This window comes from Lysinibacillus sp. FSL P4-0201, from assembly GCF_038593425.1.
Lineage (GTDB): Bacteria > Bacillota > Bacilli > Bacillales_A > Planococcaceae > Lysinibacillus > Lysinibacillus capsici.
The window spans coordinates 2,830,676-2,843,768 of record NZ_CP151995.1 but is presented as its reverse complement, the minus strand read 5'-3'; the positions used below and the strand labels follow the sequence as shown (position 1 = coordinate 2,843,768).

At 38.9% G+C, this 13,093-nt stretch carries 13 protein-coding genes; 11 read left to right on the top strand and 2 right to left on the bottom strand.

Annotated elements, in window-relative coordinates; translation table 11 throughout:
- Nucleotides 1-46: 46 nt before the first annotated feature.
- Both namA and proC read right to left on the bottom strand, forming a co-directional pair.
- Nucleotides 47-1,057 carry an NADPH dehydrogenase NamA gene (namA, locus tag MKY76_RS14320; RefSeq protein WP_048392367.1) on the bottom strand — a complete coding sequence of 337 codons (1,011 nt, stop codon included), beginning with the start codon at nucleotides 1,055-1,057 and terminating at the stop codon, nucleotides 47-49.
- 48 nt (nucleotides 1,058-1,105) lie between these two features.
- Nucleotides 1,106-1,909, bottom strand: coding sequence for a pyrroline-5-carboxylate reductase (gene proC, locus MKY76_RS14315; protein WP_004231357.1), 804 nt, complete (start codon nucleotides 1,907-1,909; stop codon nucleotides 1,106-1,108).
- Nucleotides 1,910-2,256: 347 nt separating this feature from the next.
- Between proC and MKY76_RS14310 the strand changes: the two genes are divergently transcribed.
- The 11 genes from MKY76_RS14310 to MKY76_RS14260 all read left to right on the top strand — a co-directional run bounded on the left by MKY76_RS14310 (nucleotide 2,257) and on the right by MKY76_RS14260 (nucleotide 12,945).
- On the top strand, nucleotides 2,257-3,246 hold the full coding sequence (locus tag MKY76_RS14310; protein ID WP_342556778.1) for an MBL fold metallo-hydrolase: 990 nt from the start codon (nucleotides 2,257-2,259) through the stop codon (nucleotides 3,244-3,246).
- A gap of 8 nt (nucleotides 3,247-3,254) precedes the next feature.
- Nucleotides 3,255-4,010, top strand: coding sequence for an SDR family NAD(P)-dependent oxidoreductase (locus MKY76_RS14305; protein WP_048392368.1), 756 nt, complete (start codon nucleotides 3,255-3,257; stop codon nucleotides 4,008-4,010).
- A 109-nt stretch (nucleotides 4,011-4,119) separates the two neighbouring features.
- Nucleotides 4,120-4,914 (top strand): MerR family transcriptional regulator, encoded by a 795-nt coding sequence (locus MKY76_RS14300; protein ID WP_342556777.1) that lies wholly within the window; start codon nucleotides 4,120-4,122, stop codon nucleotides 4,912-4,914.
- 74 nt (nucleotides 4,915-4,988) lie between these two features.
- The gene (locus tag MKY76_RS14295) at nucleotides 4,989-5,795 is read left to right on the top strand and encodes a CPBP family intramembrane glutamic endopeptidase (protein ID WP_342556776.1); all 807 of its coding nucleotides are present in this window, start codon (nucleotides 4,989-4,991) and stop codon (nucleotides 5,793-5,795) included.
- A 288-nt stretch (nucleotides 5,796-6,083) separates the two neighbouring features.
- On the top strand, nucleotides 6,084-7,277 hold the full coding sequence (locus MKY76_RS14290; RefSeq protein WP_004231366.1) for an argininosuccinate synthase: 1,194 nt from the start codon (nucleotides 6,084-6,086) through the stop codon (nucleotides 7,275-7,277).
- An 81-nt stretch (nucleotides 7,278-7,358) separates the two neighbouring features.
- Nucleotides 7,359-8,738 (top strand): argininosuccinate lyase, encoded by a 1,380-nt coding sequence (gene argH, locus MKY76_RS14285; RefSeq protein WP_009370279.1) that lies wholly within the window; start codon nucleotides 7,359-7,361, stop codon nucleotides 8,736-8,738.
- 203 nt (nucleotides 8,739-8,941) lie between these two features.
- Nucleotides 8,942-9,319, top strand: coding sequence for a carboxymuconolactone decarboxylase family protein (locus MKY76_RS14280; RefSeq protein WP_112118372.1), 378 nt, complete (start codon nucleotides 8,942-8,944; stop codon nucleotides 9,317-9,319).
- A 538-nt stretch (nucleotides 9,320-9,857) separates the two neighbouring features.
- Nucleotides 9,858-10,235 carry a GntR family transcriptional regulator gene (locus MKY76_RS14275; protein WP_054549216.1) on the top strand — a complete coding sequence of 126 codons (378 nt, stop codon included), beginning with the start codon at nucleotides 9,858-9,860 and terminating at the stop codon, nucleotides 10,233-10,235.
- Between the two features lie 7 nt (nucleotides 10,236-10,242).
- Nucleotides 10,243-11,322, top strand: coding sequence for a DUF5808 domain-containing protein (locus tag MKY76_RS14270; protein ID WP_054549217.1), 1,080 nt, complete (start codon nucleotides 10,243-10,245; stop codon nucleotides 11,320-11,322).
- A 13-nt stretch (nucleotides 11,323-11,335) separates the two neighbouring features.
- A complete protein-coding gene (locus tag MKY76_RS14265; protein WP_342556775.1) occupies nucleotides 11,336-12,619 on the top strand; it encodes an alpha/beta fold hydrolase in 1,284 nt (427 codons plus the stop codon).
- Nucleotides 12,620-12,630: 11 nt separating this feature from the next.
- On the top strand, nucleotides 12,631-12,945 hold the full coding sequence (locus MKY76_RS14260; RefSeq protein WP_054549218.1) for a DUF3784 domain-containing protein: 315 nt from the start codon (nucleotides 12,631-12,633) through the stop codon (nucleotides 12,943-12,945).
- The last annotated feature ends 148 nt before the right edge of the window (nucleotides 12,946-13,093 follow it).

Sequence of the window (13,093 nt, the reverse complement as noted above, 5' to 3'; positions counted from 1 at the left end):
AAAAACAGCTTGCTGGAGCACAAGCTGTTTTTTGATGGAAATGTAATTACCAACCACGGACGTATTGTACGGGAGGCTGCACGTCTTCTCCTAGCTCTTTAGCTGCATGTAGTGCCCAGTAAGGGTCTCGTAATAAAACACGCGCTAAGAATATTAAATCTGCACGATTATTTTGGAGTATCTCTTCGGCTTGAATGGCTGTGGTAATAAGACCAACTGCACCAGTAGGAATATCAGCCCCATGCTTTATCGCTTCTGCATGTGGTACCTGATAGCCTGGAAAGACATTGATGGCTGCTGGTACAACGCCCCCTGTTGACACATCAACTAAATCAACACCTTGAGATTTCATCCAGCGGCTAAAAACAATAAAGTCATCCATTGTTGTACCATCTTCCGCATAATCTTCCGCAGAGACACGTACCAATAAAGGACCATCCCATACACTGCGAACAGCATCGATGACTTGACGTAGAATGCGATATCGATTTTCCTGTGAGCCCCCATATTGATCTTGACGTTTATTCGTAGCAGGTGATAAAAACTCGCTAATTAAATAGCCATGTGCGCCATGAATTTCTAGTACATCAAAGCCAGCCTTTGCGGCACGAATAGCTGCTTGTTTAAATGCCTCGATGACATAGTGAATGTCCTCTTCTGTCATTTCTGTTGGTGTTTTATAGTCTGAACTAAAGGCAATAGCTGATGGAGCAAAAATTTCGCCATCTACTGTTGCTTTGCGACCAGCATGTGCAAGCTGGATGCCTGTTTTAGCGCCGTACGCTTTCATCCCCTCAACTAATTGACTTAATCCTTCAATATGTGCATCATCCCAAATCCCTAAATCCTTATTTGAGATACGACCTTCTGGCACAACACCAGTAGCTTCTAAAATGATTAAGCCTACTTGACCAGCTGCACGTGTTGCATAATGGACGAAATGAAAGGGCGTTACCATGCCATCGTCTTGTGCTGAGTACATGCACATAGGTGCCATCACAACACGGTTTTTTAAGGTGATAGATTGCAATGTATAGGGTTCGAATAATTTACTCAAAATAAAGCCTCCTAATTCCTAGTGATACACTCTATTTTGCACATAATGCTACCCATTTGCAAGTGAACGAGATCGTGCCTCCGCTTCTTTAATGCAAGCTTCGATGGCTTCATTAAATTGATATTGTTCTAATGCCTGTATCCCTGCCTCCGTCGTGCCACCAGGACTCGTCACCTTTTTGCGTAAGACATCTGGTTCATCTAATGACTGCTTGAGCATCTCAGCTGTCCCCGCAAGTGTTTGAGTCATTAGCAAGCGCACCGTATCTTTCGATAAGCCTACCTTCGTCCCTACTCGTTCAAAAGCTTCCATTAAATAATAGATATAGGCAGGGCCGCTACCTGAAAGGGCTGTGACTGCATGTAACTGATCTTCATCGACTTCAATAACGGAGCCAACAGCCTCTAATAACTGGAGGAATAGGATACGCTGGTCTGCAGATACCTCGTTATTGAATGCAATGCCACTTGCTGACATGCCGATTGTAGCGGAAGTATTCGGCATCACCCTTGCTACTGGGCGACTCCCTAAAAATTCTGTAATTGTATCAATCGCAATGCCTGCTAAAATAGATAGTACAGCAGTGTGTGCCGTAAGTTTAGGCTTTAAATCACACATAGCAGCAATAGCATCTTTCGGCTTCATCGCTAAGATAATCAGATCTGCCTGTTGAAAAATCGCAGGATCAAACACACAATGGACACCATATGTTTCATGTAGGAAATGTAAGCGTTCCTTGTCTGAGCGATTGGTGACGTAAATTTCCTGTGGTGTGAACACCTTTTGTTTAATCCAGCCTTGCATCAATGCTTCCGCCATTGAGCCTGCACCGATAAATAAAATTTTTTTCATGAACAAAACCTCCAGTTCAAAATAAAAAAGCGCTCTCGTCCTTATCTAGAAGGACGAAAACGCTCTCGTTTCCGCGGTACCACCTTTGTTTGCCAATTGTTGGCACAACTCTTAGCCCTCTTATCGCAAGGGAAACGGTTATGTTTGCATAACTGCTCAGAAGTAGGTTCGGTAATGGGAGCGGGTGATGTTACTCTCAGCAAATGTAACACTCTCTAACACCTTCACCAGATACGTACTCGTCTTCTTCAACGCACATAAATAATTAGATTATTCAAAATTATAGTGAGGAATAGGCAACCTGTCAACAGGAGGATGACGAAAACAGAAAAAACTTGTAAAATAGAATGAATCAGTATTCACAAGTGCGTGAAAAGGGGGAGACAACTTTGTCTATATACAAAATAGAAATACCAACACCCTATGCAGTAGGAGATGTCAATGCATTTATTGTAAAAGGCGATGCACTTAGCATTTTTGATGTTGGCCCAAAAACAATGGAAGCCTATGATGCTTTAAAATGGGGGATTCGAGCAGCAGGCTTTGACATGCAAGATATTGAACAGGTTGTGTTAACCCATCATCATCCAGATCATGCGGGATGGGTCGATGCTTTTCCATATGCAGAAATTTTAGGGCATGCCTATAATGACAAATGGCTTCGTCATGATGAAGACTTTTTACGCTATCATGAACAATTTTACAGTGAACGTTTATTGGAGCATGGGGTACCACAAGAATATATTGCAAAAAGTGTCCATGTTCGTCGTGAATTGGAGCTTGTAGGGGAACGACCATTAACGCAAATTTTGGAAGATGGAGATGAAGTTCCTGGGCATCCAGGATTAAAGGCAATCGAAACATTAGGTCACGCACAAAGTCACTTCATTTTTTGGGATGAAAAAACTCATCATGTGATTGGTGGAGATTTATTGCTTGAAAAAATAACGCCCAATCCACTAATAGAGCCACCATTGGATCGTACTGTAGGACGTACAAAATCTTTACTACAATATAATGCATCCCTTGAAATTCTACGTCAATTACCTGTCAAAATGATGCATACAGGTCATGGAGCAGAGCTAGAGGATATTCCGTTGTTAATTGATAAACGATTAGAGCGACAGCACCAACAATCAATGAAGGTTTTTGAATTATTAGGCAATGATCAATTAACAGTTGTCCAAGTAACAAAACGCTTGTATCCGGCTATCTTCCAGCATCAGCTTGGTTTAACTTTATCTAAAACACTTGGTCATTTAGATTACCTAGAGGCCAATGAGTATATTACGTCAACAAAGACAGAAGCAGGTATCTATTTATTTCAAAGGAAGTAGGTTTATACATGAAACATCCTAACAAAACAATCTTTGTGACAGGAGCTACAAGTGGGGTTGGCTTAAAAATAACTGAATTACTAGTAGCTCAAGGGCATATCGTTTATGCCACAGGTCGCAATGCCGTTGCACTAAAGGTGCTAGAGCGTTTAGGTGCTCAAGTGATCCAAGCGGATTTAACCAATCTACATACACTTGATGATGTTTGTGCGCAGCTACCACCGATTGATGTAGCGATTCTTTCAGCAGGTGTAGGGAAGTTTGCTGTAGCCCCTGCTTTACAGGATGAGGATATTGCGCAAATGATCGAATTAAATGTTAGCGTACCCATTTATCTTGCCAAACGATTAGCCTCTAAGATGATAGAGCGCAAACAGGGCCATTTAATATTCATTGGTTCTCAGGCTGGGAAGGTGGCCACACCAAAAGCGAGTGTCTATGCTGCGACGAAACATGCTATTGTCGGTTTTACCAATGGATTGCGTATGGAATTAGCTCCGTACAATGTAAAAGTGACAGCCATCCATCCTGGTCCCATTGATACACCATTTTTAGATAAAGCCAATGATACAAGTGGCTACCGAGAATCCTTAGGGCGCTTTTTATTGTCAGCGGAGGAAGTAGCTCAAGAGACAGTGAAAACGATTGATCGTCCTGTTCGTGAGATTAATCTACCTAGAATTATGGGATTGTCGAGTAAATTGTATGCATTAGCCCCTGCAACCATTGAATGGCTAGGCAAATCATTTTTCCATAAGAAATAACAACATTTGAAACTGTAAACATGCTTCACGTGCATGTCTACGGTTTTTTCATATTTACATATAATTGTAGCTATAGTAGTAAAAAGGAAGAGTTGAAAAGGAGACATAGATGTATACAATTGGTCAAGTTGCAAAATTTTTAGGAGTTTCTAGAGATACCTTAAAATTTTATGAAGAAAAGGGATTAGTAAAGCCTCAGCAAAATAGTGAAAATGGGTATAGAACATACAATCATTTTGATATATACGATATCACAACAATCAATTTTTATAGAGAAATTGATTTTGAAATCAAAAAGATTCAGGAATTGAGAAAAGGCAAGAGTATAGAGGGCATCCAATCATTGTTAGTAGAAAAAGAACAAGTAATGTTAGAGGAAATAGCTTATAAAAAGCTACAATTAAAAAAGCTCCAGCTTGTAAAAGAGGATTGTCAAAAAATTAGCCAATATCTAGGCACGTATACTATAAAGGAAATGAAACCATTAGAAATAATGGGCGTAATAGATCATTATACAGCCTATGATGAATATGATTCGTTAAAAGAAAATGCAGACAGTATAAAGAAAGCGGTAATTCTTACTTCTTTAAGAAGAGTTATTAGATTCGATGATAGCGGAATGCTCGAAAATAAATTTATGGTTGTCAGGAAAGTAGAAAATAGCGATCATCCAATTAAAGGTGAAGTTTTAGCGCATCCCAAATGTCTTTATACAGTTATTGAAGATGGGCGCTGGTCAACAGGTGGCAAAAATATAGACAATAAAGTAGAGGCTAGTATAAGAAAAGTAGCTAAGGAAAATGGCTATGAGCTTTTAGGGCTTGTTTATATCAACTTATTGCTTACCACTTATGAAGAAGGGCTTGAACGTATTTTTTTAGAAATGTATGTACCGATAAAATAAAGGCAAAATGGGTTTGACCTGTGAGCAACCCCTAGGTTTATGCTGAAGATATTCAGATGAAATGGGGGATCTACTTGCGTAGAAAAAAGAAATTAAAAAAACCAGTAGCAAGCTTTATTATTTTAACCAATATTATTTTTTGGCCACTTTTCTGTGTTGTAGGAGCCGTCAAGCTATTAGGCTATCCTACTTGGCTATTTGATACCGTACGCTGTCTATCGGCTTGGTCATCCACCTTTGCCTTTGCGTTACTATTTCCAAGAATCTATCCTGGGCAACGTTTTATACACTTTGTCAAACAAAAATTCAAAAACAAATTGTCACTTTCAGTAATTGTTTTAATCGTGATGATACAAACAGCTATCTTTATCATGATTTTGTTTCAAATCATGAATAATTATGAAGAAAACTCTATTTTTACGCTGTCTTCATGGGGCATGCTCAGTTTTTATTTTGTTAAAACGCTTTTGTCAGGACCACTGGGTGAGGAGTTAGGATGGAGGGGCTTTGCACTGCTGGAGCTGCAAAAGAAGTATTCGCTATTAATAGCTTCAATTATCATAGGCTTTTGGTGGGGAATGTGGCATTTACCGATATGGCTTACAACAGGGTTTATAGGAATGGATTTGATCAAATATAGCTTCTTCTTTATGTTAACGATTATAGCTACGACCATCATCATGACAGTATTTTATACGATCAATCAGAATTTAATCATTCCTATTATTATTCATCAGCTCTTTAATTTTTTTATCGGCTCCATTAATGGAAACCTAATTGATTTAATTATGTATAATGCCATTTTATATTCGGCGGTGGCCGTTCTACTTATTTTGATTAATCCTAAAAAAGTATTGTATAAGATACAATCAGCCGAGTAACTAGAAAGAATCCAGTTTGTATCATGGATTCTTTTTTTTCGTCCGTTGCTAAATTTATATAGTATACATTTATATATATAGTAAAAAAACGTTTTTTCGAGTGAATTGCCATGGATTTCTTGTCAACCTTATACAAGGAACGACTTACTTTTGACAATAAAAATAAAAGTCTATGAATTTATAAAAATACACTTGTATTTATTTTTATAACATGATACTATTCGTGTATAAACTTTTAAATGAATGTATAAACATACATATCGATAGAGCAATGGAGGCGCATTTTTAATGGCAAATAAAAAAGTGGTATTAGCTTATTCAGGTGGACTTGATACTTCGGTAGCAATTCCTTGGTTAAAAGAGCAAGGTTGGGACGTAATTGCAGTATGTCTTGACGTTGGCGAAGGAAAAGATCTTGAATTCGTAAAAAATAAAGCTCTTCAAGTAGGAGCGATTGAATCTTATATGGTGGATGCGAAAGACGAATTTGCTGAAGGGTATGCATTAATTTCTTTACAAGCACATACTTGGTACGAGCAAAAGTATCCATTAGTATCAGCACTTTCCCGTCCACTTATCTCGAAAAAATTAGTAGAGATTGCTAATCAAGTAGGCGCAGATGCTGTTGCGCATGGTTGCACAGGTAAAGGGAATGACCAAGTTCGTTTTGAAGTATCTATTAAAGCATTAAATCCAGATTTAGAGGTATTAGCACCAGTACGTGAGTGGGGCTGGAGCCGTGATGAGGAAATCGAATATGCAATGAAGCATAATGTACCGATTCCTGCAACATTGGATTCACCATTCTCAATCGACCAAAACCTATGGGGCCGTGCGAATGAAGCTGGCATTATGGAAGACCCATGGGTGTCACCACCAGAAGAAGCTTATGGCTTAACTGTTTCTGTTGAAAATGCACCGAATGAAGCAGAGTATGTGGAAATCGAGTTTGTAGCTGGTAAACCAGTAGCATTAAATGGAAAAGAAATGAAGCTTGCTGATTTAATTCAAGAATTAAATGCAGTAGCAGGTGCTCATGGTGTAGGACGTATCGATCACGTTGAAAATCGTTTAGTTGGTATTAAATCTCGTGAGGTTTATGAAATTCCAGGTGCAAAAGTGCTGTTAACAGCGCATAAAGAGCTTGAGGACTTAACGCTTGTAAAAGAATTAGCACACTTCAAGCCAGTAATCGAGAAAAAGCTATCCGAATTAATTTACGACGGTCTATGGTTCTCACCATTACGTGATGCTCTGGAAGCATTCCTTGCGCAAACACAACAATATGTGAATGGTACAGTACGTGTGAAACTATTTAAAGGACATGCGATTGTAGAAGGACGTAAATCACCAAATTCATTATACAGTGAAAAGCTAGCAACATACTCGAAGGAAGATCAATTCAATCATGCTTCCGCTGTAGGCTTTATCGAGTTATGGGGTCTACCAACTGTAGTGAACTCATCTGTGAATAAAAAGTAATGTTGAACAAGCAAGGTGTGGTGAGGCATTTGTGCTTTTACTACACCTTTTGATAAGTAATCGAGGAAAAGGTGAGCTGACATGACAAAACTTTGGGGTGGACGTTTCCAAAAATCAGCAGAAGCATGGGTAGACGAATTTGGCGCATCCATTGGCTTTGACCAGCAACTTGTGCTAGAGGACCTTGAAGGTAGTGTTGCACATGTCACAATGCTTGGTGCTACAGGAATTTTACCAGCAGCTGATGTAGAGGCCATACTAGGTGGTCTTGCCCAATTAAAAGATAAGGCAATCGCAGGTGAGCTTGAATTTAGCGTTGCCAATGAAGATATACACTTAAATTTAGAAAAAATGTTAATTGATTTAATAGGTCCTGTCGGTGGCAAACTACATACAGGACGTAGCCGAAATGACCAAGTAGCAACGGATATGCATCTTTTCTTGAAAAAGCGTGTGCAGGAAGCAATTGATTTAATTGTGACGTTCCAACAAACACTATTAGACAAAGCACAAGAGCATATTGAAACGATTGCACCAGGTTATACGCATCTACAACGTGCACAGCCAATCTCCTTTGCACACCATTTAATGGCTTATTTTTGGATGCTAGAGCGTGATAAACAACGTTTTACAGAATCCATAAAACGTATTGATATTTTACCTTTAGGTGCTGGGGCAATGGCAGGGACAACTTTCCCGATTGACCGTTTAAAATCAGCAGAGTTATTAGGGTTTAGCGAGGTTTACGCAAACTCCATGGATGCTGTAAGTGATCGTGATTTTATCGTGGAATTTTTAAGTCATTCCTCCTTACTTATGGCGCATTTATCACGCTTTGCTGAGGAAATTATTATCTGGTCTACAGATGAATTTAAATTTATCGAACTGGATGATGCCTTCTCAACAGGTTCTTCGATTATGCCACAAAAGAAAAACCCAGATATGGCAGAGCTTATCCGTGGTAAAACAGGGCGTGTTTATGGGAATCTAATGGGCTTATTAACGGTGTTAAAAGGCACACCATTAACATATAACAAAGATATGCAGGAGGACAAAGAGGGGATGTTTGACACTGTTCATACGATTCTTGGTTCACTTAAAATCTTTGAAGGTATGGTTCGTACAATGACTGTCAACACGGAACGCTTACATCAGGCTGTTCACGCTGATTTTTCAAATGCAACGGAGCTAGCAGATTATCTTGCTACAAAGGGGATGCCATTCCGTGAGGCACATGAGGTGACTGGTAAGCTTGTCTTTACATGTATTCAAAAGGGCATTTATTTATTAGACTTGCCATTGGAAGAAATGCAGCAAGAAAGTACGTTAATTGAAGCGGATATTTATGATGTACTAGCGCCAGAAGCTGCTGTTCGTCGCCGCCATTCCTTAGGTGGTACTGGCTTTGAACAAGTAAAAATCCAAATTGAAAAAGCGAAAGCCTGTCTTGTAGCCATTTAATTTTTGCGTGCATGTCCTTGTGACTTTTTGCATAGATATTCATTAAAGCTGTCCTGTGAGGCACTATGAAAACCTTTATCCTTTTTCAACTGAGCCAGAGGGTGACGTGAAGAAGAGAACCTTACATATGTGAAGGACAATCCCCAATTCTGGAGACGCGGAATTGGGGTTTTTGTATAAGTAAATGTAGGAGGGATGAAGAAATGAATGAACGTTTTACAAAGGGGCTCGAAACAATTAAACAATATGTGACAGAAGAAGAAGCAGCACGGATGATTGAATCCGATGCATTAGCCGATATAGCACCCGATTTACGCAAAATGATTATTGAATTTGCTTACGGTGATGTCTATGCACGGCCTGGGCTGGATGCAAAGAGTCGAGCACTCGTCGTGATAACAGCGGTAGTTACACAAGGTGCTGCACCACAAACCAAAACGCATATTCAGCGTGGATTACATGCAGGCTTGACACAGACAGAAGTGGTCGAGGCACTTTTACAATTAGCACCCTACATCGGTTTTCCAAGAGTGCAAAATGCTTTAACGATAGCCCAACAAGTCTTTGCAGAAAAAAGCTAAAGCATGTATAAAAAATAGAAGAAGGTTCATAATAAGAGAGGAACCACTTATTAATCTAATCTGATGGGGAGGATGCAGAATGAGTAGTAATAGTCAAACACCCAAAGACCAAGAATCTCAGGAAAGTCCGCCACAACTGTTGAAGGTTGAAGCTTCTAAATCTTAAGCCTAAAGGTGAAACAGAACATTCTGTTTTGCTATAGATTAAGAAGAAGTGTAAACCATATCAGTTAAAAATCAAATAGAAGCAATAAGTGTCCATGGATCCAGAATTATTCTGGGTCCTTTTTGTTTCTTATTTGGGGTCTAAAGTACTCAAGATCCGCTCTAAATGAAATTTAAAGCGCTCATAAGGAAGGAGAACCCGCTCTAAATGAAGTTCAAAGCACTACTAAGGGAAGGCTCCCGCTCTTATTGTGAAAAAACCTCTACTCAACACCATAAAAAATTCCTTCATTTGACATTAAAGAAAATCTGTATTACTCTATACATAACAGATTTCTGTTTGGTTACAAGCAATACAGATTGGAGGGTTATTATGCAAATACAATTAGATCCAAACAGTGAATTGCAGCTATATAAACAATTGGCCAATCAAATAATAGAATGCATTGCGCAAGGTGAGCTGAAAAATGGTGATACTTTACCGTCTGTACGTTCGATGGCTACAGATCTAGGCATCAATGTTAGCACGGTCAGTAAAAGTTATCATGAGCTTGAAGAGAAGGGCTTAATTGAATTGAAGCCGAAAGCAAAAGCGGTCATTATTGGTGGTCAAAAGAGAGCGCTGGAAGAAACGGAGGTTGAAAAAGTCGAAAATGCCTTGAAGCCTATCATGGCGGAGGCTTTTGCGCGTGGCCTCGAGAAAGAGCAAATGACAAGTTTGTTCCAGCGAATTTTAAAACAATGGAAGTAGGGGTAGTATGCTTATAATTGTAGGCATCTTTATCATTGTCGGAATTATGGAAATGATGACACCACATTTAACAAGAAAAACACTTGTTTTTGGTGTTTCCATACCCGAACCATATGTCAAACATCCACAATTAAAGCTGTGGAAGAAGCATTATAGCCAAATCATCGCAGGGATTGCTGGCTTATTCTTAGTAGGTCAAATCGCTCTCTATCTTTCACCTATACAAGAGGAGAAGGTATCTTTAATTTCCTTTATCCTTTTGTATGTCATGCTCCTTTTATCATCAGGTCTTTACATGAGTTATCATGCTAAAACGAAAAAATTAAAGGTGCAGGAGCAGTGGGAGGCACAAATAAAAACAGTATATGTGACAGATTTGTCTATCCGTCAGAAAGAGGAAACATTATCACCTATATTTTTTAGTGTACCCATTATCATCACACTTGCATTAATCGCTTTTACGTACATGAACTATGAGTCAATCCCTGAGGTTTTCGCAACACATTGGAATGGGGCAGGAGAGGTCGATGGTTGGACTCAAAAATCGCGGCTTTCAGTCATCAGTATGCCACTTATATTATTGGCAATACAAATTAGTTTTTTCATGATGAGTCAAGGCATGAAAAGTGCCAAAATTCAATTAAGTGCACAGGCCAAAGAAGCATCCATTCATCGGGAGTTAACTCAGCGTAAATACGGAAGCTGGTACCTGGCAGCCATTAATTTTAGTATGACAATTCTATTTGTTGTTTTACACTATACAACTGTTATTTTACAAGACCAAACGGCTCCCTACTTCTTCCCACTTTTTCTTGTCTTTAATGTCGTTACGTTGGGTGGTTTACTAGTGTTCATTTGGAAGCTCAGTAAAAGTAATGAACGTTTTGATGAGGTACATACAAATGAAACAGCTGCCACAGATGATCAATACTGGAAATGGGGTATTTTTTATTGCAATAAAAATGATCCATCCTTATTAGTGCCTAAAAAGTTCGGGATTGGTTGGACTGTAAATTTCGCGAACAAATGGTGTTACATCTTAATAGCGATTACGTTACTGCCAATTTTATTGGTGATTTTCATATAGAAAGGAAGATTAGATGAAAAAATGGTTATTGATTTGCTGTACAATTTTACTTTTAGCTGCCTGTGGGCAAAAAGAGGTCACTGCACAACATCAAGGATCAAAGGGGACAAATGCAATGAATGAACAGTTTATTGGAAAATGGGAAGGAACTATTGAAACGCCAAATGGACCATTACCGATTATTATCGATTTAAAGAAGGAAAGTGGTACATTATCCGTGCCAGCACAGGGCTTATCTAATTTTCCATTTCAAAGTGTGACGTATACAGGTGATAAAGTAAAAGTGTCCATAAATTTAAACGGCTCTGCTATTGCCATTAATGGCACAATCAAAAATGAACAAATAGAGGCTACATTTCAACAAAATGGTGGGAAATTTCCTTTAATACTAAAGGCTTATAAAGAGCAACCTGTTACCTATGACACATTAAAAATTCCCGTTCAAAACGGTAACTTAACGGTAGCTGTACAAAAGGCTTCTCCATCTCCATCACCAGTGGCACTGATAATAGCAGGATCAGGGCCAACTGATAAAGATGGTAATTCGGCTTTGGCTGGAAAAAATAATAGCTTGAAAATGTTGGCCGAAGGTTTAGCACAACAGGGCATTGCGACGGTGCGTTATGATAAGCGAGGACTTGGTGACAATCAAGCGCTCTTAACAAAGGAAGAGGATGGAACGTTTGACCAATACGTTGATGATGCTGTACAAATTATCCAAACATTGATGGCTGATAAAGCCTACACAAGTGTCCATGTGATTGGTCATAGCGAAGGCTCACTCATTGGTTTGCTCGCGGCTCAAAAGACAGGCGTAGCATCCTTTGTCTCCATTGCCGGTGCAGGTAGATCGTTAGATGAAGTGCTTTTAGAGCAATTAAAAGGTCAATTAGCACCAAAGCTTTTTAATGAATCCACGAATATTTTGACAGCTTTAAAGCAAGGTGAGCAAGTGAAAAATATTTCGCCAGAGCTACAGGCCCTTTTCCGTCCATCTGTACAGCCTTTCCTGATTTCCTTGCTAAAATATCAACCTGCTAATGAGCTTGCAAAAGTAAAAAGCCGTGTATTGCTAGTACAAGGAACAACGGATTTACAAGTGAAGGAAGCCGATGCTGAGGCATTGAAGAAAGGCAAACAAGACTCAAAATTACTTTATCTAGCGGGTATGAATCACGTATTGAAAAAGGCACCGGCAGATCGCTCCAAAAACTTAGCAACCTATGCAGACCCTTCGCTGCCACTGCATGAAGAATTACTACCAGCAATTGAGCAATTTATTAAAAATGAAAAGTAGGATGATTAACCTTGGGAGTACTTGTCTATTTAATAATCATGCTGCCGTTTCTCATCTTCGCCATTGTTCTATCGCAAGGTAAAGGAGCTTTTCTACTTGAAGGCTTTCATACGATGGCACAGGAAGATAAAGAACAATATGATGAAAAGGCACTGGCAAGATTTATGGGAAAAATGATGTATGGCTACTGTTTTTGTGTACTTTTATGGATACTAAACGAATTTTTCCATACACAATGGTTATTTCATGTAGGTCTTGTACTTTTTGTCGCCCTTACGATATTTTTATTGATCTATGCGAACACAGGTAATCGTTTCAAAAAATAGCATGTAAGAAAAAGTAGAACCATTTTATAATGGTTCTATTTTTTTGTAAGCGCTTTATGAAAATTCTTTAAAATCTAAATATTTGGAAAACCGTAATTTTAGTGTCACGAATATGCTCGTTCATGCGCTGTTTTTCTTCTTTTCTGTA